At 60.0% G+C, this 21,873-nt stretch carries 25 protein-coding genes; 17 read left to right on the top strand and 8 right to left on the bottom strand.

The genetic code is table 11. From position 1 onward, the window contains the following. Positions 1–130: 130 nt before the first annotated feature. The 10 genes from NDJ82_RS14940 (at position 131) to recX (ending at position 7,922) form a co-directional block, all read left to right on the top strand. Positions 131–712 carry a phage tail assembly protein gene (locus tag NDJ82_RS14940; RefSeq protein WP_099583544.1) on the top strand — a complete coding sequence of 194 codons (582 nt, stop codon included), beginning with the start codon at positions 131–133 and terminating at the stop codon, positions 710–712. Between the two features lie 128 nt (positions 713–840). Further along, the gene (locus NDJ82_RS14935) at positions 841–3,060 is read left to right on the top strand and encodes a phage tail tape measure protein (RefSeq protein ID WP_250925767.1); all 2,220 of its coding nucleotides are present in this window, start codon (positions 841–843) and stop codon (positions 3,058–3,060) included. Then, positions 3,060–3,443, top strand: coding sequence for a phage tail protein (locus NDJ82_RS14930; RefSeq protein WP_099583465.1), 384 nt, complete (start codon positions 3,060–3,062; stop codon positions 3,441–3,443). The genes NDJ82_RS14935 and NDJ82_RS14930 overlap by 1 nt, the downstream gene beginning before the upstream one ends. Continuing rightward, complete coding sequence (locus NDJ82_RS14925; protein ID WP_044272200.1) at positions 3,436–3,648, top strand: tail protein X; 213 nt, start codon at positions 3,436–3,438, stop codon at positions 3,646–3,648. Before NDJ82_RS14930 ends, NDJ82_RS14925 begins: the two co-directional genes overlap by 8 nt. Before the next feature lie 9 nt (positions 3,649–3,657). After that, on the top strand, positions 3,658–4,659 hold the full coding sequence (locus NDJ82_RS14920) for a contractile injection system protein, VgrG/Pvc8 family (RefSeq protein ID WP_250925766.1): 1,002 nt from the start codon (positions 3,658–3,660) through the stop codon (positions 4,657–4,659). Positions 4,660–4,681: 22 nt separating this feature from the next. Beyond that, positions 4,682–5,239, top strand: a complete 558-nt coding sequence (locus NDJ82_RS14915) for a glycoside hydrolase family 19 protein (RefSeq protein WP_158878470.1) — start codon at positions 4,682–4,684, stop codon at positions 5,237–5,239. Continuing rightward, the gene (locus tag NDJ82_RS14910) at positions 5,227–5,721 is read left to right on the top strand and encodes a lysis system i-spanin subunit Rz (RefSeq protein WP_099583462.1); all 495 of its coding nucleotides are present in this window, start codon (positions 5,227–5,229) and stop codon (positions 5,719–5,721) included. The genes NDJ82_RS14915 and NDJ82_RS14910 overlap by 13 nt, the downstream gene beginning before the upstream one ends. Before the next feature lie 81 nt (positions 5,722–5,802). After that, entirely contained in the window at positions 5,803–6,303 is a 501-nt protein-coding gene (locus tag NDJ82_RS14905) for a nicotinamide-nucleotide amidohydrolase family protein (RefSeq protein ID WP_191958250.1), read from the top strand. An 84-nt stretch (positions 6,304–6,387) separates the two neighbouring features. After that, entirely contained in the window at positions 6,388–7,446 is a 1,059-nt protein-coding gene (recA, locus tag NDJ82_RS14900) for a recombinase RecA (protein WP_032891767.1), read from the top strand. Between the two features lie 8 nt (positions 7,447–7,454). After that, positions 7,455–7,922 carry a recombination regulator RecX gene (gene recX / locus NDJ82_RS14895; protein WP_003189043.1) on the top strand — a complete coding sequence of 156 codons (468 nt, stop codon included), beginning with the start codon at positions 7,455–7,457 and terminating at the stop codon, positions 7,920–7,922. A gap of 61 nt (positions 7,923–7,983) precedes the next feature. On the opposite strand, the gene NDJ82_RS14890 is transcribed toward recX, so the two are convergent. Together NDJ82_RS14890 and NDJ82_RS14885 are read right to left on the bottom strand one after the other, a co-directional pair. Next, entirely contained in the window at positions 7,984–9,096 is a 1,113-nt protein-coding gene (locus NDJ82_RS14890; protein ID WP_250925765.1) for an LOG family protein, read from the bottom strand. A 291-nt stretch (positions 9,097–9,387) separates the two neighbouring features. Further along, complete coding sequence (locus NDJ82_RS14885) at positions 9,388–9,822, bottom strand: PA3611 family quorum-sensing-regulated virulence factor (RefSeq protein WP_112193793.1); 435 nt, start codon at positions 9,820–9,822, stop codon at positions 9,388–9,390. 179 nt (positions 9,823–10,001) lie between these two features. Between NDJ82_RS14885 and NDJ82_RS14880 the strand changes: the two genes are divergently transcribed. The 3 genes from NDJ82_RS14880 to NDJ82_RS14870 all read left to right on the top strand — a co-directional run bounded on the left by NDJ82_RS14880 (position 10,002) and on the right by NDJ82_RS14870 (position 12,062). Then, on the top strand, positions 10,002–10,721 hold the full coding sequence (locus NDJ82_RS14880; protein ID WP_158878474.1) for a tRNA-uridine aminocarboxypropyltransferase: 720 nt from the start codon (positions 10,002–10,004) through the stop codon (positions 10,719–10,721). A 252-nt stretch (positions 10,722–10,973) separates the two neighbouring features. Beyond that, positions 10,974–11,624, top strand: coding sequence for a response regulator transcription factor ErdR (gene erdR, locus NDJ82_RS14875; protein ID WP_112193797.1), 651 nt, complete (start codon positions 10,974–10,976; stop codon positions 11,622–11,624). A gap of 75 nt (positions 11,625–11,699) precedes the next feature. Continuing rightward, complete coding sequence (locus tag NDJ82_RS14870) at positions 11,700–12,062, top strand: diacylglycerol kinase (RefSeq protein WP_032891758.1); 363 nt, start codon at positions 11,700–11,702, stop codon at positions 12,060–12,062. A 3-nt stretch (positions 12,063–12,065) separates the two neighbouring features. Here the strand turns inward: NDJ82_RS14870 and NDJ82_RS14865 are convergent, their stop codons facing one another. After that, positions 12,066–12,992: a LysR family transcriptional regulator gene (locus NDJ82_RS14865; RefSeq protein ID WP_162633371.1), complete on the bottom strand. Its 927-nt coding sequence runs from the start codon at positions 12,990–12,992 to the stop codon at positions 12,066–12,068. Positions 12,993–13,116: 124 nt separating this feature from the next. Between NDJ82_RS14865 and fpr the strand changes: the two genes are divergently transcribed. Continuing rightward, positions 13,117–13,896 carry a ferredoxin-NADP reductase gene (gene fpr / locus NDJ82_RS14860; RefSeq protein WP_003231344.1) on the top strand — a complete coding sequence of 260 codons (780 nt, stop codon included), beginning with the start codon at positions 13,117–13,119 and terminating at the stop codon, positions 13,894–13,896. 132 nt (positions 13,897–14,028) lie between these two features. Here fpr and tsaA read toward each other — a convergent pair whose 3' ends face one another. The 5 genes from tsaA to rimO form a co-directional block, all read right to left on the bottom strand. Then, entirely contained in the window at positions 14,029–14,724 is a 696-nt protein-coding gene (gene tsaA, locus NDJ82_RS14855; RefSeq protein WP_191958252.1) for a tRNA (N6-threonylcarbamoyladenosine(37)-N6)-methyltransferase TrmO, read from the bottom strand. A gap of 3 nt (positions 14,725–14,727) precedes the next feature. After that, positions 14,728–15,189: a YehS family protein gene (locus tag NDJ82_RS14850; protein ID WP_250925764.1), complete on the bottom strand. Its 462-nt coding sequence runs from the start codon at positions 15,187–15,189 to the stop codon at positions 14,728–14,730. A 67-nt stretch (positions 15,190–15,256) separates the two neighbouring features. Next, a complete protein-coding gene (locus tag NDJ82_RS14845) occupies positions 15,257–15,967 on the bottom strand; it encodes an rRNA pseudouridine synthase (RefSeq protein ID WP_099583452.1) in 711 nt (236 codons plus the stop codon). Positions 15,968–16,038: 71 nt separating this feature from the next. Next, a complete protein-coding gene (locus tag NDJ82_RS14840) occupies positions 16,039–16,512 on the bottom strand; it encodes a GNAT family N-acetyltransferase (protein WP_250925763.1) in 474 nt (157 codons plus the stop codon). Positions 16,513–16,615: 103 nt separating this feature from the next. Beyond that, positions 16,616–17,956 (bottom strand): 30S ribosomal protein S12 methylthiotransferase RimO, encoded by a 1,341-nt coding sequence (gene rimO, locus NDJ82_RS14835; protein WP_046384502.1) that lies wholly within the window; start codon positions 17,954–17,956, stop codon positions 16,616–16,618. Positions 17,957–18,245: 289 nt separating this feature from the next. Between rimO and NDJ82_RS14830 the strand changes: the two genes are divergently transcribed. From NDJ82_RS14830 to NDJ82_RS14820, 3 genes are all read left to right on the top strand, one after another. Next, the gene (locus NDJ82_RS14830; protein WP_099583414.1) at positions 18,246–20,147 is read left to right on the top strand and encodes a potassium transporter Kup; all 1,902 of its coding nucleotides are present in this window, start codon (positions 18,246–18,248) and stop codon (positions 20,145–20,147) included. Between the two features lie 125 nt (positions 20,148–20,272). Then, entirely contained in the window at positions 20,273–21,379 is a 1,107-nt protein-coding gene (locus tag NDJ82_RS14825; protein WP_158878475.1) for an NADH:flavin oxidoreductase/NADH oxidase, read from the top strand. Between the two features lie 269 nt (positions 21,380–21,648). Beyond that, entirely contained in the window at positions 21,649–21,834 is a 186-nt protein-coding gene (locus tag NDJ82_RS14820; RefSeq protein ID WP_099583412.1) for a hypothetical protein, read from the top strand. Positions 21,835–21,873 lie beyond the last annotated feature (39 nt).

The following is a 21,873-nucleotide window of genomic DNA, read 5'->3' as shown; positions in this document are numbered from 1 at the left end:
TGCGATGCAGGCGACTCGGTATCCCTGGAGCATCGAGTGGATGCCATCGCAGGCAAGCCAGCTCCCACAGGGGCCGTGCTCAGGTTTAGATTTTTCACACTTTTCAACACCGCTCAACAAGGAATTCCCCATGGCCTGGATGCCACCGTTGCACATCCTGCTGTCCCCGATCACCGCCGACACCGGTGCAATGATCGAGCAAGTTCAACTCAAGCCGTTGTTCTACGCCGCGCAGAAAGACGCGCTGGCCCGGGCCGGTGATGACGAGGACGACCAGTTCTTCGAACTGGCGAAACTCGCCACCGGCCTGTCGGAAAAAGAGCTCGACCAACTCAAGCGCCCGGACTACGTGAGCATTGCGCAGTACGTACACGAAATGTCGACCCGGCCTGCATCGTTTTTTCTCGCGCAAACCGATAGCCCGCGCGAGTCGTTGACGTGCGAACAGGTTGCCCTGCTGCTGCCGCTGGACGCGAGCGGTCGCACTCTCACCAGCGTCACCCTGGAAATGCCCGCCTTGCGCGCTACCAAGGTGATGAAAAAACTGGCCACTAACAAAGACCGGGCCGAGTTCATCACCGCTCACTGCACCGGCCTGATGATTCCCGATCTTGCCGGCCTGACCGTGCCTGACTGGACCGAACTGCAGGAGCGCATTGACGATTTTTTAAACAAACCGGCGGACTTCTTTCGGAACGCGACATCGAAGTGATCCTCGATGTAGTGCCGCTGGTTTACTCGGTAAGCGAAGCGGAAATCCTCGACTGGGAAGCCGGAAAAGCAATGCGCCGCTACGACATCGCAATCAGTCGTCTTGGTGTTAAACAGGAGTAGAGCGCAATGGCAGACGGTAATCATGGAGCGGGGTCAGCCATTGCCAAGGAAGGCGTGATGACTCAGGGCTCACTTGCAATGGCAGGGGCACAAGCCAGCCTCAAGCCTATGGCGCAAACTCTGGCGAGTCCGCTGGAGGCACCGGGGAGTACGGCGAATTTGGCATTGGCATTGGCCGATGCCAGCTTGCAGATCAAGCATCTGGCGGACGGGCAGGTACGGTTGGTCGATACGCTGGAGCTGTTCAACGTCTCGTTGCTCAAGGTGATGGACGTCCGGCAAGCCGAAGCTGCCGGGAACGCAGAGGGTACGAAGACCGTCGCGGCTACCGACAAGCGTACACCCTCGCAGGCGCTGGACGCCGCGATGACCGATATTGATCAACTGTTGATGTTTGCCCGGCATGAGCGCAAGGCATTGCGTGAAGCCAACCTTGCCATGGCGTCCGAGCCGTTGGTGGCTGCCAGTGGTGCCAGTGCCGTCGACCTCGCGAAGGTCGAGTATGCCGCCGCCCGTTCCGGTATCGGCAGTGATCGTAAGGACGCTTCGGGCAATATCGACCCCGTTGGGCGCCGGGCAGACCTGCAGCAGTTCGCTCGCGACGCTGCGATCATGGCGACGGCGTTCAAGATCGACGTCAAAAATGCCGGCGAAATCATGGGCGGCTGGCGCGAGTCCATGCACCTTGATCGCGCACAAGCGTTGGACCTTGCCGACGCAACAAACGTGCTGGGCACCCAGGTTTCGCTCAAGGCCGAATCGGCGGATATCGGCGCTATTGTGCAACTCCAGGGCGCTGCCGCGAAGGCTGCGGGCATGAGCCCCGAACAGGCTGCAGCGCTTTCGGCGGCGTTGTTGAGCGCAGGTAACAGCAAGGCTGTTGCCGGTGCCGGGCTGGAAAAAATCAGCGCCGTCCTGGCTAAAGGCGACAACGCCTCTGCAGGGCAACGCAGCGCCTGGGCAGAGCTCAAGCTTGATCCAAAAGTACTCGCGGCGGGCATGAAACAGGACGCCCCACAGGCCGTGCTTACGGTGCTGGAGGCGCTCAAGTCGCAACCCGCTGAAAGGCAAGCGGTGCTGGCGACGCAGTTGTTCGACGGCAACCAGACGATTCTGAGCCTGGTACCGGTGATCGACAGCGTGAAACAGACCTTTTCGCTGGTGGCCGAGAAATCCACCTACGCTACTTCCACGTTGGGCGATCAGGGTTCGGTCCTGCGCTCGGCCACGGTTCGTGCGGACTCTACTTACGCACGTCGGCAAGCCTACGAGGCCAGTACCACACGCTTGAGCACCGCCTCTGATACAGCGCTGGCCCCCGTTGTGGATGCCTCGCTGACCGCAATGAATGGCCTGGTCAGTGGCGTGGCTTGGCTCGCGGAAGGCCTGCCCAAGGCTGCCGCTGCCGTCACCCTGGCGGGGGCGGTGCTGATCCCGGTGGTTTCCGGTGTTTTCGGTGCCGTGAAGGACAAGATTTTCGAAAAGGTCGCAGGGAAAGTGCTCGGAGAGGGGCCGGCAGCAGGGAATAAAACCACACCGCCGGACAGCCAGCGCAAAGCCCCGAGCAATGACGAGCACAACGGTAATCGCCCGTCTGCTTCCGGCCTTGGCATCTCTGGCAAAGCGGCGAAGGTGAGCAAGCTGGCCAAAGGGGTGCCCCTGGGTTTGGTGGTGGCCCAGGCCGGTGTAGAGATGACGCAAGGCGCGATGACCGGGAACCTGGGTCAAGCGGTTGGCACCAGCGTGGGCTCGATCGGCGGCGGTGTTGCCGGCGGTGTCGTCGGTGATGTGGCCGGGATGGCGATTGGCCGAGCGGTCGGCACGCTGGCGGGAGCTGTTATCGGTTCGGTCGTTCCGGGTGCCGGCACAGTGTTGGGCGGTGTGATGGGCGGCGTCGCCGGGGGCGCAATCGGCAAGGTAGTCGGCGGTGCCGTGGGTACTTTCGTGGGCAGCGACGTCGGTGCGTGGCTCGCTGAAAAAGTGATGGGGACAGGCGATCGTCTACCATCGCCCACAGAGGTCAGCAAAAACCTCAACGCCCCTCAAGCCGACAACCGCCAAATCAACTTCGCCCCGCAAATCACCATCACCGCGCCTGAGCAAGCCAGCCATCAACAACTGGCGGCGCTCGTGGTGCAACAGATCGAAGCGCAATTTACCCCGCTGTCGATGGACAACCTGCTGGCGACCCGACGCGGCGCAGCACTCACCGATGGAGCTGTGTGATGCGACAACAGATGGTCTTGGGTACTTTTATTTTCGGGCTGTCCCGTGGGTTCGCCTACGACACGCTTGATCGTGGGAGCAGCGGGGGCTGGGTCAGTCTCGACATCATTGCCGGCAAACCTAAATCCAGCCAGGTTGGCCAGGGGCTCGAAACGCTGGCATTCGGCGGCAAGGCTGCGCGCGCCAAGGGCATGGCGCGCCTGGATGAGTTGCGCGCCCTGCAGGCCCTGCGGACGCCGTTGCCGTTGGTGGACGGATTAGGGCGTAACTGGGGGTTATGGACCATCAAGTCGATCAGTGAAAAACAAGCCAGCGTGATCGACGACGGTACGGCCATGGTGATCAATTGGTCGTTGGTACTGGAGGAGTTCGTCAATGCGTAGGGTTCGAAGTATTGCCGGCGACTCGGTGAACCTGTTGCTCTACCGCCAACTGGGGCGCAGTGATGATGCCGCAGAAGAGGCGTTGTGGCGCTTGAATCCGGAGTTGGCCGAACAGGGCGCAGTACTGCCTGCGGGCGTCAGTGTGCTGGTGCCCGAATTGGATGCGCAACCGGTCGCAAGTCGACCGGTTTCCGCCTGGGATTAAGGAGCCATTATGGCACTCGGATTTACACCTGTAGTGGAGCTTTACGGAACTAATGCCGCGCTATTTAACGAGCGGCTATTGGAGTGGGAACACACCGACGCAGCGGGGTTTGTATCTGATCAACTGAAGCTGACCCTTGATATCGAGGGTCTTGAAGGGCTGCCCGATCTGGGCGGCAAAATTGGCCTGCGTATCGGCTACCTGGAATCGGGCCTGGTGGATAAGGGGGTGTTCAAGATTACCCAGCGCACGCCCTCGATGTTCCCATTGAGACTGGTGCTGGTGGCCACGGCGGCACCGTTCGACGAGCACGAATTCAAACAGCGCCGCACCGCCAGCCATGGGCCGATAACCCTGGGTGAGCTGTTTCGCCAACTGACCACCCGATACGGTTTTTCACCGCGCGTGGCGCCTGAACTCGACGGTGAGATGATCGCGCACATCGATCAGACCAATGAAAGCGACATGGCTTTTCTGACGCGCCTGGCAAAGCGCTTCGATGCGGTGGCCAAACCTGTCGATGAGCTGTATGTACTGGGGCGTAAAGGCCAGATCAAGACGCTGTCGGGCAAGGCATTGCCGGATGTACGGTTGTCGATTACCCATGACAATCGTCCAGGCGAGCGCGCGTTCATCAGCGCCAGTTTCACCGACACCAGCCGTGCCAAATACAACGGCGCGCAAACGTCATGGTGGGACGCGGCAGCCGGAAAACAGCGTGTCGTCAAGGTGGGCATCGCACCCTTCAAAGTGGTGACACAGCGATACCAGAGCGAGGACGAAGCACGCTCGGCGGCGCAGGGAGAGATGCGGCGGGTGGGGCGCGAAGGGTTGCAGATCGATGTGGTCTGCCCTGGTAATCCTTCGTTGGCTGCTGAAGGCCTGTTGCTGTTGGATGAGTCGTGGCCGGGGTTCATGCAAGGGCGCTGGTCGATTAAAACGGTGAAATCCAGGGGCGAGCGAAAAGGTGGCTATCGGAGTACGGTCCAGGCCAGCGGTTTGTCGGTGTAGATCCTTTCTTAGAGTAAAACCCATGGTAATCACACATGCTCAGCTTCTGGGTGTAATGCCTGGAGCCCGCCTTCGCGCGGGCATTTTTTTAACCTTTCTAAATGCTGCCTTTGCGGGGCACCAGATCAATACGGCCCGTCGCGTCGCCGCCTTCCTCGCCCAAATCGGTCACGAGTCTGCCCAGTTACAGTACGTGCGCGAATTGGGTAGCGATCAATACCTGAGCAAGTACGACACCGGCAGCTTGGCCGCGCGGCTCGGCAACACCCCTGAGGCGGACGGTGATGGGCAAATGTATCGGGGCAGGGGGCTGATCCAGATCACCGGGCGCCGTAATTACATGGCGTGCAGCCAAGCTCTGTTTGGTGACGATCGTCTGCTGCGACAACCGAAATTGCTGGAGCAGCCTCAATGGGCCTGCGAATCCGCCGCCTGGTTCTGGCAAAGCAACGGCCTCAACGAGCTCGCCGACAAAGGCCAGTTCACCACCATCACCCGGCGCATCAACGGCGGCCTCAACGGCCTGGACGACCGTTTGCAGTTGTGGGCGCGGGCGAAGGCGGTGCTATGCGTTTCCTAGGTGTGTTTCGCTTGGTCGGTGTGTGCCTGCTCATGGCGCTTGTTTGGCAGGTGCAAGCGTGGCGATACGGGGCGCAGTTGGAGCTGCAATCGGTGGTCCATGCACAGGCGCTCAGCCAGCAAAGCCAGGCAATTCTTCAGCAACAACAGGCCGAACAGGCCAAACGCCTGGCTCTTGAACAACAGCTCAACACCGGCGACCAGCACCACACCCAGGAATTGAACGATGCCCAACGCAACCAAGCTGCTCTGCGCGACCGCCTGGCCACTGCTGATGTGCGGCTGTCAGTCCTTCTCGACACCGTCGCCAGTGGCTGCACAGTGCCTGCCGCCCCCACCGCCAGCGGCGTGGTTCATGCAACCTCGCGAGCCCGACTTGACCCGGCGCATGCTCAGCGAATTATCCGCATCACCGACGACGGCGATAACGCCCTGATCGCCTTGCGTGCTTGCCAGGCCTACGTGCAGGCCGTCGCGCATTAGTCTCTTGATGCACTCTGTGTCTTGCATGGTCGATGGGCTCCTGTAGGGTAGGCAAACCCCCGCCCATTCCTGGAGACGACCGTGAAGGAAATCACTCAACTGGCTGCCGAACTGGGGCGCCGTTTACAGGTGCTCAATGCGCACGTCACCACTGCCGAGTCCTGTACCGGCGGCGGTATTGCCGAAGCCATCACGAGGATTCCGGGCAGTTCGGCCTGGTTCGAGGCGGGTTATGTCACCTATTCCAACCGGCAGAAGACCCGGCAACTGGATGTGCCGGAAAAACTCTTCGCCAAAGTCGGGGCCGTCAGCCAGGAAGTGGTGGAAGCGATGGCCCGCGGCGCCCAGGAAAAAAGCCTGGCCCGATTCGCCGTGGCAGTCAGCGGCGTGGCCGGGCCCGACGGCGGTTCGCCAGATAAACCGGTGGGTACAGTGTGGTTGGCCTTCGGCGTGGGCGACGAGGTCACGGCCGAGCTTGAGCACTTCCCCGGCAACCGCGATGAGGTCCGCCGACAAACGGTAAAGGCTGCGCTAGAGGGCTTGTTGCGACGAGCTGCAGCAGAAATAGAAAATCAGGGGTAGGCGATCTACGATCTTTGTGGAACAATACTGTCTACTTATACAGGTGTTGGCCGCCCCGGCCTTATTGATTACGTGAGGACTTTAATGGACGACAACAAGAAGAAAGCCTTGGCTGCGGCCCTGGGTCAGATCGAACGTCAATTCGGCAAGGGTGCCGTAATGCGTATGGGCGATCACGACCGTCAGGCGATCCCGGCTATTTCCACTGGCTCTCTGGGTCTGGACATCGCGCTCGGCATTGGCGGCCTGCCAAAAGGCCGTATTGTTGAAATCTACGGTCCTGAATCTTCCGGTAAAACCACCCTGACCCTGTCGGTGATTGCCCAGGCGCAGAAAATGGGCGCCACCTGTGCGTTCGTCGACGCCGAGCACGCCCTGGACCCTGAATACGCCGGCAAGCTGGGCGTCAACGTTGACGACCTGCTGGTTTCCCAGCCGGACACCGGTGAGCAAGCCCTGGAAATCACCGACATGCTGGTGCGCTCCAACGCCATCGACGTGATCGTGGTCGACTCCGTGGCAGCCCTGGTACCCAAGGCTGAAATCGAAGGCGAAATGGGTGACATGCACGTGGGTCTGCAAGCCCGTCTGATGTCCCAGGCACTGCGTAAAATCACCGGTAACATCAAGAACGCCAACTGCCTGGTGATCTTCATCAACCAGATCCGTATGAAGATCGGCGTGATGTTCGGTAGCCCGGAAACCACCACCGGTGGTAACGCGCTGAAGTTCTACGCTTCGGTCCGTCTGGATATCCGCCGTACTGGCGCGGTGAAGGAAGGTGACGAGGTTGTTGGTAGCGAAACCCGCGTCAAGGTTGTGAAGAACAAAGTGGCGCCGCCATTCCGTCAGGCTGAGTTCCAGATTCTCTACGGTAAAGGTATTTACCTGAACGGCGAGATGATCGACCTGGGCGTGCTGCACGGTTTCGTCGAGAAGTCCGGTGCCTGGTATGCCTACAACGGCAGCAAGATCGGTCAGGGCAAGGCCAACTCGGCCAAGTTCCTGGCAGACAACCCGGATATCGCCGCCACGCTTGAGAAGCAGATCCGCGACAAGCTGCTGACCGCAGCCCCTGACGTGAAAGCTGCTGCCAACCGCGAGCCGGTTGCAGAAGTGGAAGAAGCCGATACTGACGTCTGAAGCAAAAGATGACTGTTGTACTGGATACACTCGTCGCCGTTCGGCGCACTGCGATGGACCTGCTCGCTCGCCGCGAGCATGGGCGAGTCGAGCTGACACGTAAGTTGCGCCAGCGTGGTGCAGAGCCTGAGATGATCGAAACAGCCCTCGACCGGTTGACGGAAGAAGGGCTGTTGTCGGAAGCCCGTTACCTTGAAAGTTTTGTGTCCTACCGCGCACGTTCCGGTTATGGCCCTGCGCGGATTCGCGAAGAGTTGAGCCAGCGTGGACTGCAACGTGCCGATATTGACCTCGCGCTACGTGAGTGCGGTATCAGTTGGCAGTCGCAGTTGGAGGAAACCTGGCGTCGCAAGTTTGCGGGCCACCTTCCGATTGATGCCAGGGAACGTGCGAAGCAAGGTCGCTTCTTGAGTTATCGCGGGTTTTCGATGGACATGATCAGCCGCTTGTTAAGTGGTCGGGATATGGACGACTGAACGCCAAAAAACAAAAGGCCCACTATGAAAATAGTGGGCCTTTTTTTTCGGCTGTAAAAAGTCACGCTGTCTCTGGCGTCATCCGTTGCTGCGCCTTGCCCTGAGCTTGCACCCAGTTCTCCGGCAAATTGATGTAATCCACCAATTCCCGCAAGCGCCCCTGGTCGCGACCGTTAAAGTTAAACACCAGCCGCGTCAGATGGCTGAACCGTGCCTCATCATGCTCCTCACCGGTATAAGCGAGTTGCCGAAACTCACCGCTCAACCGCAGGCTGGCGAACTCACTCTGCAAATGGGCCAGCGCCCGATCGCTGAGCGGATGATTCATGCGCACCACAAACTCACGCTTCAACCAGCGAGTGGAGTGGAAGTTGGCATAAAACTGATTGATTTCTTCCACGGCCTCTTCAGCGCTATACACCAGTCGCACCAGCTTGAGGTCAGTTGGCAAGATATAGCGATTGGCTTCCAGCTGGCTGCGGATAAAGTCCAGCGCGCCTTGCCAGAACCCGCCACCCGGCGCATCCAGTAACACCACCGGTACCAGCGGGCTCTTGCCGGTCTGGATCAGTGTCAGCACTTCCAGCGCTTCATCCAGAGTGCCGAACCCGCCAGGGCATAACACCAGTCCATCGGCTTCCTTGACGAAGAACAGCTTGCGGGTAAAGAAGAAGTGAAAGGACAGCAGGTTGTCGGTGCCATCAATCGTCGGGTTGGCATGCTGTTCAAATGGCAGGGTGATATTAAACCCCAGGCTGTGCTCCAGGCCTGCGCCTTCGTGCGCCGCGGCCATGATGCCGCCACCACCACCGGTAATCACCATCAGGTCCGAGCGCGCCAGTGCTGCGCCCACTTCTCGGGCCAGCGCGTACAGCGGGCTTTCCACCGGCGTGCGGGCCGAGCCGAATACGGTGACTTTGCGCCGGTCCTTGAACTGTTCGAGCACACGGAAGGCGTTGTCCAGTTCACGGATGGCTTGCAGGGTGATCTTGGCATTCCAGCGGTTGCGGTCGTCCTGTGCCATGCGCAGCACGGTGAGGATCATGTCGCGGTACAGAGGGATATTCGGGCTGTCGGGGGCGATCAGTTGGAGTTGGGCTTCGACCTGCTGCGTGAGGTCGGCCCCGTTTTTTTCAAAATGCTGGAGCAGGCTGTCATTCGGTTCGTAAGGCATTCAACTTCTCCTTCTTGCAGGGCCGGGTAGCCGACGAGAAGTTCGCCGGAGGCTACGACACTACATGTGTCGCTGCTTGCCGCAGGGGGCAACCTTCTTTTGCCCTGAAAATGTTACAGAACAGCATGAAAAGTGCTGTAAGTGAGCGGTTGGGATGGCTTGATCATGGGCCGAAAAACCGTTGGCTGGCAACCGCTTATTGGTTGCTCAATACGGAGTCTAGCTGTTTGAGGGGCGTTGGAGCGGGGGGGGGGCGCGCCACTGAGAGCAGCGCGCGAACGTCAGACAGAATTACTTTTTCTTTTTTGGCGGTGCCGGGCAATCCGCTTCCACGAACTTCACCGATGCCACAGGACGGTTAGTCTTGTTCTCGGTGATTTCGTAGCGCATCACGGCGCCTTTGGCCATCAGCTCGCGGTAGCCTTTGTTCAGGCAAACGCTTTGCCCCAGTTGGAAATACACAGCCTTGGGGTTGGCGCGCATTTGCTCGGCGCGGTCGGACATCACACTCAAGTGATCGATCAACTGCATGCCTTCAACGGTGTAGGCCACTTCCAGGGTTTTTTCGTCGATTTCCCGGGGCAGGTCTTTGTTGCTCTCAGCCGCGACGCTTTGCAGTTTCCTGTTCATCTGGGCCTCCAGCAGCGAGGCCGCATGTGCGCCCACAGGCAACACCAGCGCAAGGGCGATGGATGGGGCGACAAAGCGCAGCATGGAACGCAGCATGAAACTCTCCTGATTCGGTTACTGGTGCATAGACCAGCCACTGCGCTGTGCGTTCAGTGGCGCGCGATTATAGGTGAGCCCTTGCCACTACAGCCAGGCGTATCGCTGGTAAACTGCGCCCACTTCAGCCTTTCACGAGTTCTATCCGTGTCGATTTACCCGTTACAGCGGTGCATCCGATGAGTCACGCCGTTTCACGTCTGCGCACCCAGCGCCTGGCGCGTGCCATCAAGCCCTTCGTCAACCGTGGCTCCCGCGCCGAACGCTGCCCCGGCTGCCGGGTGATTCCAGAGTACTGCCTGTGCGCCTGGCGACCCAAGGTCGAGGCCCGGTCTGCGATGTGTTTGCTGATGCATGATGTTGAACCGATGAAACCCAGCAACACCGGCTGGCTGATCGCCGACGTCATCGCCGACACCACCGCGTTCCCCTGGGCGCGCACCGAAGTCGAGCCGGATTTGCTCACCTTGCTCGCAGACCCGCAATGGCAGCCTTATATCGTATTCCCTGGCGAATTCGTGGCGCCTGAACGGGTGGTCAGCGAAGTCATCGTGACGGAGGGCAAGCGCCCGTTATTCATCCTGCTCGACGGCACCTGGAGTGAAGCGCGCAAGATGTTCCGCAAAAGCCCGTATCTGGAGCACTTGCCAGTCCTGAGCCTGGCGCCTGAGCAACTCTCGCGCTACAAACTGCGCCGCTCCAAGCGTGATGATCATTTCTGTACCGCCGAAGTCGCGGCGCTGTGCCTGGAGTTGGCCGGGGATGAAGTTGCCAGCGAAGTGCTGGACGCCTACCTCGATGTGTTCAGCACCCATTATCTGGCCGCCAAGTTCCAGATGCCTTTGGACGCCTGCGATGTCGTCCATACGCGACTTGCGCCCTATATACCGGCGGTATAGCCAGACGACGTTTGCATGATGGCACTGTAAACCCGCAACCCGCTAAAATGCCCACGGGCGTAGTGCTTGACCCCCCAGGCTACGCTGGGCATGCTGGGCGCCGATTGGGGCGCAACCGTGAATTTTCGACGTCGTTTCACGTGCATTTGACGTTGAATGTGCCCTATGGCGATGGCTGCCTGGCCATTGCCGTGTGTACTGGCGAACCTTGAACCCATCAAGGCTGCCATAAAAAACAGGATCATTTAATCAATGGCCACATACGAAATCCTGATAGCCGATGACCACCCGTTGTTCCGCAGTGCGCTGCACCAGGCTGTAACGCTGGGCCTCGGCCCGGATGTGCGTCTGGTTGAAGTGGCCAGCATTGCCGAGCTGGAAACCCGCCTCACCGAAAAATCCGATTGGGACCTGGTGCTGCTCGACCTGAACATGCCTGGCGCTTACGGTTTCTCGGGGTTGGTGCTGCTGCGTGGGCAATACCCGCAAATACCGGTGGTGATGGTGTCGGCGCAGGAAGAAGCCGATGTGGTGGTGCGCTCGAAGGAGTTTGGTGCCAGCGGTTTCATCCCCAAGTCCAGCGCCATGGAAGACATCCAGAACGCCGTACGCAAGGTGCTGGACGGTGATGTCTCATGGCCGCCGCAAGCGTTTGAAGAAATCAACGTCTCCGACGAAGCCAAGGCCGCCCGCGATGGCTTGGCCAGTCTGACGCCGCAGCAGTTCCGGGTGTTGACCATGGTCTGTGAAGGCCTGCTGAACAAGCAGATCGCCTATGAGCTGAACGTGTCTGAAGCGACCATCAAGGCCCACGTTACGGCGATTTTCCGTAAGCTGGGCGTGCGTACGCGCACCCAGGCGGCGCTGCTCTTGCAACAACTTGAGTCAATTTCGCAGCATTAAGCTGTTGCCGATTCACGCTTTTTTGACTTTGCGTGATCTAGTTTTCCCACTTCTTTGGTTCAGTTGCCTACGTCTATGTCGCCTTTCAAGGGTCAAACCGGTATCAAACGTATCTTCAATGCTGGGGGTTATTCCCTGGATGGCCTGCGTGCGGCGTTCACCGGCGAGGCTGCTTTCCGTCAGTTGGTGTTGCTCAACGTCATCCTGGTCCCGCTGAGCTTTTTCCTGAACGTCAGCCGGGTCGAACGGGCGTTACTGATTGCAGTGTGCCTGCTGGCCTTGATCGTCGAATTGCTCAATTCGGCCGTGGAAGCGGCCATTGACCGCATTTCCCTGGACCGTCACCCCTTGTCGAAAAATGCCAAGGACATGGGCAGCGCCGCGCAATTCGTGGCACTGACCATGATTACCCTGGTGTGGGCCGTGATCCTGATCTGACGATCAGGCGATGTTCGGCAGCACGATCTCGTCGCTGCGCTGAACCCCTGCGGTGAAGGCGCGGCACAGCTCCAGAAACTCGCGCATCGCCGAGGTCTGGTACTTCTGTTTATGCCAGATGAAGTAAAACTGACGCGCCAGGTCCAGGTCCGGGGTTTCCACCGGCACCAGGCTGCCTCGGCGGAACGCGTCGCGCAGCGCCAGGCGCGAGATGCAGCCAATCCCCAATCCCGATTCCACGGCGCGCTTGATTGCCTCGGTATGCTCAAGCTCCAGGCGGATATTCAGCGTGCTGCGGTGGTGACGCATGGCCTGGTCGAAGGTCAGGCGCGTGCCTGAGCCTTGCTCGCGCAGGATCCACGCCTCATGGGTCAGCTCTTCCATGGTGGCCACGCCGCGCTTGGCCAGGTGATGCTGAGGCGCGCAGAACACCACCAGCTCATCCTCGACCCAGGTTTGCACCTCGATATCGGGGTGGCTGCAGTCGCCTTCGATTAGACCCAGGTCAATTTCGTAGTGCGCAACCTGGTGCACGATATTGGCAGTATTCTGCACATGCAGTTTTACCTGGCTCTCGGGATGCTGCTGCATGAAGCTGCCGATCAGCAGGGTGGCCAGGTAATTGCCGATGGTCAGGGTAGCGCCGACGGCCAGGGAGCCGAAGCCCGACTTGCCGTTGAGCAGGTCCTCGATCTCCTTGGCCTGGTCCAGCAACGCTACGGCCTGAGGCAGCAGCTGATGGCCGAGGGCGTTCAGGCTCAGGCGTTTACCGGCGCGGTCGAATAATTGGCAGCTGGATTGACGCTCCAGCTCGGTGATCGAAGTGCTGGCGGCGGATTGAGATAAGGCCAGAAGGCCAGCAGCGCGTGAGACGCTTTCCTGCTGGGCGACGGCGACGAAGACTTGCAGTTGACGGAGAGTAAATCGCATATCGATATAACCGATAACCCTTATCTTAATAATCCAGTTAACAGATATTGTCGCCGCCATTAGAATGCTGTGCAATTGCGCACTTCATCTTTGGCGCAGACCCATTTCCAGGAGTCCCCCGTACATGAGCAACATGAACCACGAGCGTGTCCTCAGTGTTCATCACTGGAACGACACTCTGTTCAGCTTCAAGTGCACCCGCGACCCGGGCCTGCGCTTCGAGAACGGTCAGTTCGTGATGATCGGCCTGCAACAGCCCAACGGCCGCCCGCTCATGCGCGCTTACTCCATCGCCAGCCCAAACTGGGAAGAGCATCTGGAGTTCTTCAGCATCAAGGTGCCGGATGGTCCGCTGACTTCCCAATTGCAGCACTTGAAGGAAGGCGACGAGATCATCATCAGCAAAAAACCGACAGGCACCCTGGTGCTTGACGATTTGAAACCGGGCAAACACCTGTACCTGCTCAGCACCGGTACTGGCCTTGCTCCGTTCATGAGCGTGATCCAGGACCCGGAAACCTACGAGCGTTTCGAAAAAGTGATCCTGTGCCACGGCGTGCGTTACGTCAACGAAGTCGCCTACCGCGAGTTCATCACCGAGCACCTGCCGCAGAACGAATTCTTCGGCGAGGCCCTGCGTGACAAGTTGATCTACTACCCGACCGTGACCCGCGAGCCGTTCGAAAACGAAGGTCGCCTGACCGATCTGATGCGCAGCGGCAAGCTGTTCACGGACATCGGCCTGCCACCGATCAACCCCGAGGACGACCGCGCCATGCTGTGTGGCAGCCCAAGCATGTTGGATGAAACCAGCGAAGTGTTGAACAGCTTCGGCCTGAAGGTTTCGCCGCGCATGCGTGAGCCGGGTGACTACCTGATCGAGCGTGCGTTCGTCGAGAAGTAATACAGAGTCAGTAACACCAGCGATCCAAAAAATGTGGGAGCTGGCTTGCCCGCGATGCAGACACCTCAGTGGTTCAGTTGAACCGAGGTGATGCTATCGCAGGCAAGCCAGCTCCCACATTTGGTTTTCGTCCTATTTAGCCGGAACCACTTCCAGCACACAGATCATCCCCGGCTCCGGGTAGTGCCAGCGCACATCTACATCCCAGAACCGCACACCGTATTCACGCTCAGGGCCGGGCGTTTGGTAGGCCGGTCGCGGATCTTGCGCCAGGCACTGATCAATCAACTCTACCAACGGTTCACCAAGGCGCTGGGCATGGCCTTGCGCCTGTTGCAGTGCAGCCTTGAGCCATTGCACGCCGATCAGTTCGGGCGCATCGCTGGCGATGTGGTTGGTGGCCGCACCAACGCTATCGGCATACGGCACATACGGCTTGATATCCAACACCGGCGTGCCATCGAGCAAATCGATCCCGGAAATCCACAGCCGCCCCGGCTCCACCTTGTCCAGCTTCACTACCGACTGGCCGATGCCATTAGGTCGATGAGTCGCGCGGGTCGCAAATACGCCCATGGACGTATTGCCCCCCAGACGCGGCGGCCGCACTTTCAGGCGCGGCTTGTCTTCCAGGGCCTGGTGGAACAGGAATAACAGCCACACATGGCTGACCTGCTCCAAACCCTGCACCGCCTCACCCTGGTCGAACGGCGCCACCAACTCCAACACGCCCCGGGCGGCGGGCGCCAGTTGCGGTTGGCGAGGGATGGCGAACTTCTCCTTGAAGCAGGAGCGGACGAAGCCGACGGGCGAGACCTGGTAACTCATGGCTTATGCACGAACCCGCAGGGTCAGACCCTTGAGGAAGTTGCGCAGCAACTGGTCGCCACAGGTGCGGTAGTTGGTGTGGCCGAACTTGCGGAACAGCGCGCTCAGCTCCGGCTTGGAGACCGGGAACTCGGCAGCCTTGAGGATGGCATGCATGTCGTCTTCTTTCAGCTCGAAGGCCACGCGCAGCTTTTTGAGGATGATGTTGTTGGTCACCGGGGTTTCTATAGGCTGCGGCGGACGGCTTTCGTCCTTGCCGCGCTTGAAGATCACCAGGCCGTCGAGGAAGTAGGCCATGACCTCGTCCGGGCAGAAGACGAAGCCTTCTTCCTCATCTTTCTTGAGGTAGGTCAGCAGGTCGTCCTTGGCGACGTCCATGCCGCCGAGCTTGATGATCTCGACCATCTTGTTGTCGCTGATGTCGAGCATGTAGCGCACGCTGCGCAGTACGTCGTTGTGAATCATGGTGGGCAATCCTGGTATTCAACTGAGGACACCGCCCATCAGGCGGTGTCGAGAAAAGGGGAGCGGCTTAGAACTTCTCTTTGCCGGACAGGTAACGCCATTGACCGACCGGCACCTTGCCGATCGATACACCGCCGATACGGATGCGACGGATCGCCACGACTTTCAGGCCAACGGCTTCGCAGAACAGCGCGATCACGCCTGGCTGCGGGTTTTTCATCGCGAAACGCAGGCGGTTTTCGTTCTGCCAGCTGGCTTTGACCGCCGGCAGTTCCTTGCCCTTGTAGGTCAGGCCGTGGTTCAGGCGGTTGAGGCCGTGGGCAACCATGTCGCCCTCGACTTCCACCACGTACTCCTGCTCGATCTTGGCGGCATCGGCGGTCAACTTGCGCAGAATCTTCCAATCCTGGGTAAACACCAACAGGCCGCTGGCCTTGGCTTGCAGGTCGGCGCTGGCGGTCAGGCGCAGGAAGTGACCTTTGAGCGGGCGCTTGCTGAAGCGGTGTTCTTCGGACAGGGTTTCGGCGCTGATCGAGGCCATGGCGGTCTCGGCATCCACGCCGGCAGGGGCGTGCAGCAGGATGGTCACCGGTTCCGGCACCGTCGCCTTGGCGTCGGGGTCGAGTTCGACTTTCTGCGTCGTGACCTTGAACTGCGGCTCGTCGATCACTTCACCGTCCACCGAGACCCAGCCGCCTTCGATAAACAGCTCAGCCTCCCGACGGGAGCAACCGACCAGTTCGATAAGGCGTTTGGAGAGGCGTATGGGGTCAGTCATGACAAGGGCCGTAACAAAAGGGGGCGGGTATTGTACCTGTGCGGGCGCGGTTAATCCCGGACCCATTTCATTTAGCCTTGGCGCTCCTGTTGATGCGCCTGGCGCAGACGCATATGCAGCAACGGATAAGGCTGGCCCAGGCCATCATGCTCCGTGCGTCCGATCACCTCGAACCCGAGCTTCAAATAAAACCCCAACGCCTGGGGATTCTGTTCGTTGACATCCAGCGCTTCGGCATTCAGGTGCTCGATCGCGTACCACAGCAGTTGTCGGCCAAGGCCCTGGCCCCGGTGGTGCGGGTCGATAAACAGCATCTCCACCTTGCCCGCCGCGACCCCGGCAAACCCGGTGATGCGCTGGCGCGAGTCCTTGGTGCAGATCAGCATCACTGCGTCCAGGTAGCGGGTCAGCACCAGGTTTTTGAGCAGCACGATGTAACTGTCGGGTAAAAAGTCATGGGTGGCCCGCACAGAGGCTTCCCAGATCTGCGTCAACTGCGCGTAGTCGCTGGTGTTGGGTGTATGGATAACCGAATGCTGACGCATGCCCGCTGCCCCTTGCTGAGATCCGTGCCAATGGGCAAAACGATAGACGTAAAAAAGCCCCGCATCTTGTCCAGAGGCTGGGCTTTTTCATGTTTTTACGCCATCAGTCGCGCTTTTCGGCCCACAGGTCGTACTCGTCGGCGTCGGTCACGGTGCACCAGACCTTGTCGCCCGGCTTCAAACCGCTGGCATCGTCGATAAAAACGTTACCGTCGATTTCCGGCGCGTCGAAGAAGCAGCGGCCTACCGCGCCTTGCTCGTCGACTTCGTCGATCAGCACTTCGATTTCCTTGCCGATGCGCAGTTGCAGGCGCGCCGAGCTGATCGCCTGCTGGTGCGCCATGAAACGCTCCCAGCGGTCTTGCTTGACGTCGTCCGGCACCACGGCCAGGTCCAGCAGGTTGGCCGGAGCACCTTCCACCGGCGAGTACTGGAAGCAGCCGACACGGTCCAGCTGGGCTTCGGTCAGCCAGTCCAGCAGGTACTGGAAGTCTTCTTCGGTTTCGCCAGGGAAGCCGACGATGAAGGTCGAACGGATGATCAGCTCCGGGCAGATCTCGCGCCAGTTCTTGATGCGCGCCAGGGTCTTGTCTTCGAAAGCCGGGCGTTTCATCGCCTTGAGCACTTTCGGGCTGGCGTGCTGGAACGGGATGTCCAGGTACGGCAGGATCTTGCCGGCGGCCATCAGCGGGATCAGCTCGTCCACGTGCGGGTACGGATAAACGTAGTGAAGGCGCACCCACACGCCGAGGCTGCTCAAGGCTTCGCAGAGTTCGGTCATGCGGGTTTTCACCGGCGCGCCGTTCCAGAAACCGGTGCGGTATTTCACGTCGACGCCATAGGCGCTGGTGTCCTGGGAGATCACCAACAGCTCTTTCACGCCGGATTTGACCAGGCGCTGGGCTTCGTCGAGCACGTCACCGACCGGGCGGCTGACCAACTTGCCGCGCATCGACGGGATGATGCAGAAGCTGCAGCTGTGGTTGCAGCCTTCGGAAATCTTCAGGTACGCATAGTGGCGCGGGGTCAGCTTGATGCCTTGCGGCGGCACCAGGTCGATCAGCGGGTTGTGGTCCTGACGCGGCGGCACCACTTGGTGCACGGCATTGACCACCTGCTCGTACTGCTGCGGACCTGTCACGGCCAGCACGCTTGGGTGCACGTTGCGGATATTGCCTTCTTCCACGCCCATGCAACCGGTCACGATGACCTTGCCGTTTTCCTTGATGGCTTCGCCGATCACTTCCAGGGACTCCGCCTTGGCCGAGTCGATAAAGCCACAGGTGTTGACCACCACCACGTCGGCGTCCTGGTACGTGGACACAACGTCATAGCCTTCCATACGCAGTTGCGTGAGGATGCGCTCGGAGTCGACCAGAGCCTTTGGGCAACCCAGGGAAACAAAGCCAACCTTGGGGTTGGCTTTTGCGATGGTGGTGGACATGTCTAACCTCGGTATTGAATGACGCTGCCGGTCGTGCACGACAAGACAACGGATGGGCGCTTGGTGCGCCTCTGATCAAAAAGTGCGCAATTCTAGCGGCGGGCAATCCACTTGACCAGCTTTATGCAGGGAAATGCGACGAGCGCTGCGCTATGCTTCGCGCCGTTGAACACGGGTAAAACCCCTGGGTCAATAAAACGTCTGTTACGAGAAGTAAAACAGCGCATGCTAGGGTCAGCTTAGGCGCGTTGTTTATAAGAGACCTCAGGTCAAAGGGCAGGAGTGGTTGATGGGTCAGGCGAGTAGTCAGGCGGCAGGTGCCGAGCATTCAAACACCAAGCCGATCGGCATGCTGGTGGCAGCGGTCGGGGTGGTTTACGGCGATATCGGCACCAGCCCGCTCTACACCCTCAAAGAGGTGTTCAACGGTGGTTATGGGGTGCAGGTCAACCATGACGGTGTATTGGGGATCCTGGCGCTGATCTTCTGGTCGCTGATCTGGGTCGTATCGATCAAATACATGCTGTTTGTGTTGCGCGCCGACAACCAGGGCGAAGGCGGCATCATGGCTTTGACCGCATTGGCACGCCGGGCAGCGGGAGAGCGCAAGAAATTGCGCAGTTTCCTGGTGGTCTGCGGCCTGTGCGGCGCGGCGCTGTTCTATGGTGACAGCATGATCACCCCGGCGATTTCCGTGTTGTCGGCGGTTGAAGGCCTGGAGCTGGCGTTCGACGGCCTGGAGAAATGGGTCGTGCCGATTGCACTGGTCGTGCTGGTGGCGTTGTTTCTGATCCAGAAACACGGCACCGACCGCATCGGCAAGTTGTTCGGGCCGGTAATGGTGACCTGGTTTCTGGTGCTGGGCGGGCTGGGCATCTATGGCATCAGCCAGCACCCCGAAGTGCTCAAGGCACTGAACCCGATGTGGGCCGTGCGTTTCTTCGAGGCTCACCCAGGCATTGGCGTGGCCATCCTGGGCGCCGTGGTGCTGGCCCTGACCGGCGCCGAAGCGCTCTACGCCGACATGGGCCATTTCGGCCGCAAACCCATCGCCCGCGCCTGGTTTATCCTGGTGTTGCCGGCGCTGGTGCTCAACTATTTCGGCCAGGGCGCCATGCTGCTCGGCGATCCTGAAGCCGCGCGCAACCCGTTCTACCTGCTGGCGCCGAGCTGGGCGCTGATCCCCCTGGTGGTGCTGTCGACCCTGGCCACGGTGATTGCCTCCCAGGCGGTGATTTCCGGTGCGTTCTCCTTGACCCGCCAGGCGATCCAGCTGGGTTACATCCCGCGCATGCACATTCAGCATACCTCCAGCGCCGAACAGGGCCAGATCTACATCGGCGCGGTGAACTGGTCGCTGATGGTAGGCGTGATCCTGCTGGTGGTGGGCTTTGAGTCTTCCAACGCACTGGCTTCGGCCTACGGCGTGGCGGTGACCGGCACCATGCTGATGACCACCATCCTGGTCTCGGCGGTGATGTTGCTGCTGTGGAAATGGCCTCCCGTGCTGGCCGTGCCGGTGCTGCTCTGCTGCCTGTTGGTGGACGGCCTGTACTTCGCCGCCAACGTGCCGAAAATCATCCAGGGTGGCGCCTTCCCTGTGATCGCGGGCATCGTGCTGTTCGTGTTGATGACCACTTGGAAGCGCGGCAAGCAATTGCTGGTGGAACGCCTCGATGAAGGCGGGCTGCCGCTGCCGATCTTTATCAGCAGCATCCGCGTACAGCCACCCCATCGCGTGCAGGGCACGGCGGTGTTCCTGACTGCGCGGCCCGACGCCGTGCCCCACGCGCTGTTGCACAACCTGCTGCATAACCAGGTGTTGCACGAGCAAGTGGTGCTGCTGACGGTGGTGTACGAAGACATCCCGCGCGTCCCGGCTTCACGGCGTTTCGAGGTGGATTCCTACGGGGAAGGGTTCTTCCGTGTGATCCTGCACTTCGGTTTCACCGACGAGCCGGATGTGCCCGAAGCGCTGAAGTTGTGCCACTTGGATGATCTGGATTTCAGTCCGATGCGCACTACCTATTTCCTCAGCCGTGAGACGGTGATCGCCTCGAAGATCGAAGGCATGGCGCGCTGGCGCGAAGGCTTGTTTGCGTTCATGTTGAAGAATGCCAACGGTAACCTGCGCTTCTTCAAACTCCCGGTAAACCGGGTGATCGAGCTGGGCACCCAGGTCGAAATGTAAGTATCTGCTGCACGGGAGCCGGCCATCGGCTCCCGCTTTGCTTCTGAACCCTGTGCAATCCATCGTTGTCGACTAGGCTCTAAGCACTGTTGAACAGTGCCCATAGAACCCAGAAGAGGTGCGCCATGAGTCAGCTGCTCGAACCCTATACCCTGCGCCAATTGACCCTCCTGAACCGCATTGCCGTCTCGCCGATGTGCCAATACTCCAGTGATGATGGCCTGGCCAATGACTGGCACCTGGTCCACCTCGGCAGCCGTGCCGTCGGTGGCGCGGGGCTGATTTTCACCGAAGCCACTGCCGTGACGGCCGATGGGCGCATCACGGCCCAGGACCTGGGCCTGTGGAACGACCAACAGATTGAACCGCTGCAGCGCATCACCCGCTTTATTGCCGCCCAGGGCGCGGTGGCCGGCATCCAGTTGGCCCACGCCGGGCGCAAGGCCAGCACCCATCGGCCATGGATCGGCAAGCACGGCAGCGTCAAACCCGAGGACGGTGGTTGGGTGCCGGTAGGCCCATCGCCGATTGCCTTTGACCCTCAACACACTCAACCCCGGCAACTGGACGAAGAGCAGATCCAGCACGTGATCGCCGACTTCGTCGCTGCCGCCAAGCGTGCGCTCACCGCCGGTTTCGAGGTGGTGGAAATCCACGCGGCCCACGGTTATCTGTTGCACCAGTTCCTGTCGCCCATCAGCAATCAACGGCAGGACCAATACGGCGGCTCCTTTGAAAACCGTATCCGCCTGGTGCTTCAAGTGACCCAGGCGGTGCGCGAGGTCTGGCCCCAGGAATTGCCGCTGTTCGTGCGGGTGTCGGCCACCGACTGGGTGGAGGACGGCTGGAACCCCGATGAAACCGTCGAGCTGGCGCTTCGCCTCAAAGGCCTGGGCGTGGACCTGATCGACGTTTCCTCCGGCGGCACCGCCGCCAATGCCGAGATCCCCACCGGGCCGGGCTACCAGACGCGCTTTGCCGAACGTGTGCGCAAGGAGTCGGGCATCGCCACCGGCACCGTTGGCATGATCACCGAGCCGGCCCAGGCCGAGCACATCCTGCGCACGTGTCAGGCCGATATCATCTTCCTGGCCCGTGAACTGCTGCGCGATCCGTACTGGCCATTGCATGCCGACGATGACTTGGGCGGGCGCAAGGCAATCTGGCCAGCGCAGTACCAACGGGCGACCCATCGGGACCAGCCGATTCATGAGTCTGACTTGAGGGATTGATCCGCCACAGGCGCCATCTGAACCCACCCTGAGCCGGTGGGTTTTTTTTGTCCGTCGCTGTGGGATCAGGGTGTAGGTATTTGTTACCGAAGTAATTTTTAAGTGAATACTCTAAAAAAATCCCACACGTAACGAGATTGTTTCTACGCTTAGGATATGACCGATTTCTGGCCCAGGGAGTCAGTCTGTTTGTCCACGCAGGCGTTGCGCCTCACGGGATTCGGTTGGTGGGCACCGGAGTATTTGATTGATATCAGGAGAAGCAGTCCATGGCCAAGTCCGATAGCGTAGCAGGTTGGGTGGCGTCTTTTTTGACCCGCAGGGTGTCCATGCGTGGCCGTCGTTTAAGTCGTGATGAGGTCGAGTTGCTCGCGCAGTATCGCGCCCTGAACGAAAGCGATCAGGTGGCGATGCGTTATCTCATTGGAGCGATGAAGAGCGTGTCGCGGTTTTAGAGCCCACGAGTAAACCGCGTGGGAGGGAACAGGCCCCTC

Origin of the sequence: Pseudomonas sp. SR18 (assembly GCF_023701505.1) — a bacterium.
Lineage (GTDB): Bacteria > Pseudomonadota > Gammaproteobacteria > Pseudomonadales > Pseudomonadaceae > Aquipseudomonas > Aquipseudomonas cyclaminis.
The sequence above is the reverse complement of the archived record's forward strand: the minus strand, read 5'-3'. Positions and strand labels throughout refer to the sequence as shown.

Bases quoted from the DNA above. Each gene is read 5' to 3' on its own strand.
- NDJ82_RS14940 (WP_099583544.1), top strand. From the start codon at position 131: ATGGCCTGGATGCCACCGTTGCACATCCTGCTGTCCCCGATCACCGCC.
- NDJ82_RS14935 (WP_250925767.1), top strand. From the start codon at position 841: ATGGCAGACGGTAATCATGGAGCGGGGTCAGCCATTGCCAAGGAAGGC.
- NDJ82_RS14930 (WP_099583465.1), top strand. From the start codon at position 3,060: ATGCGACAACAGATGGTCTTGGGTACTTTTATTTTCGGGCTGTCCCGT.
- NDJ82_RS14925 (WP_044272200.1), top strand. From the start codon at position 3,436: ATGCGTAGGGTTCGAAGTATTGCCGGCGACTCGGTGAACCTGTTGCTC.
- NDJ82_RS14920 (WP_250925766.1), top strand. From the start codon at position 3,658: ATGGCACTCGGATTTACACCTGTAGTGGAGCTTTACGGAACTAATGCC.
- NDJ82_RS14915 (WP_158878470.1), top strand. From the start codon at position 4,682: ATGGTAATCACACATGCTCAGCTTCTGGGTGTAATGCCTGGAGCCCGC.
- NDJ82_RS14910 (WP_099583462.1), top strand. From the start codon at position 5,227: ATGCGTTTCCTAGGTGTGTTTCGCTTGGTCGGTGTGTGCCTGCTCATG.
- recA (WP_032891767.1), top strand. From the start codon at position 6,388: ATGGACGACAACAAGAAGAAAGCCTTGGCTGCGGCCCTGGGTCAGATC.
- recX (WP_003189043.1), top strand. From the start codon at position 7,455: ATGACTGTTGTACTGGATACACTCGTCGCCGTTCGGCGCACTGCGATG.
- NDJ82_RS14890 (WP_250925765.1), bottom strand. From the start codon at position 9,096: ATGCCTTACGAACCGAATGACAGCCTGCTCCAGCATTTTGAAAAAAAC.
- NDJ82_RS14885 (WP_112193793.1), bottom strand. From the start codon at position 9,822: ATGCTGCGTTCCATGCTGCGCTTTGTCGCCCCATCCATCGCCCTTGCG.
- NDJ82_RS14880 (WP_158878474.1), top strand. From the start codon at position 10,002: ATGAGTCACGCCGTTTCACGTCTGCGCACCCAGCGCCTGGCGCGTGCC.
- erdR (WP_112193797.1), top strand. From the start codon at position 10,974: ATGGCCACATACGAAATCCTGATAGCCGATGACCACCCGTTGTTCCGC.
- NDJ82_RS14870 (WP_032891758.1), top strand. From the start codon at position 11,700: ATGTCGCCTTTCAAGGGTCAAACCGGTATCAAACGTATCTTCAATGCT.
- NDJ82_RS14865 (WP_162633371.1), bottom strand. From the start codon at position 12,992: ATGCGATTTACTCTCCGTCAACTGCAAGTCTTCGTCGCCGTCGCCCAG.
- fpr (WP_003231344.1), top strand. From the start codon at position 13,117: ATGAGCAACATGAACCACGAGCGTGTCCTCAGTGTTCATCACTGGAAC.
- tsaA (WP_191958252.1), bottom strand. From the start codon at position 14,724: ATGAGTTACCAGGTCTCGCCCGTCGGCTTCGTCCGCTCCTGCTTCAAG.
- NDJ82_RS14850 (WP_250925764.1), bottom strand. From the start codon at position 15,189: ATGATTCACAACGACGTACTGCGCAGCGTGCGCTACATGCTCGACATC.
- NDJ82_RS14845 (WP_099583452.1), bottom strand. From the start codon at position 15,967: ATGACTGACCCCATACGCCTCTCCAAACGCCTTATCGAACTGGTCGGT.
- NDJ82_RS14840 (WP_250925763.1), bottom strand. From the start codon at position 16,512: ATGCGTCAGCATTCGGTTATCCATACACCCAACACCAGCGACTACGCG.
- rimO (WP_046384502.1), bottom strand. From the start codon at position 17,956: ATGTCCACCACCATCGCAAAAGCCAACCCCAAGGTTGGCTTTGTTTCC.
- NDJ82_RS14830 (WP_099583414.1), top strand. From the start codon at position 18,246: ATGGGTCAGGCGAGTAGTCAGGCGGCAGGTGCCGAGCATTCAAACACC.
- NDJ82_RS14825 (WP_158878475.1), top strand. From the start codon at position 20,273: ATGAGTCAGCTGCTCGAACCCTATACCCTGCGCCAATTGACCCTCCTG.
- NDJ82_RS14820 (WP_099583412.1), top strand. From the start codon at position 21,649: ATGGCCAAGTCCGATAGCGTAGCAGGTTGGGTGGCGTCTTTTTTGACC.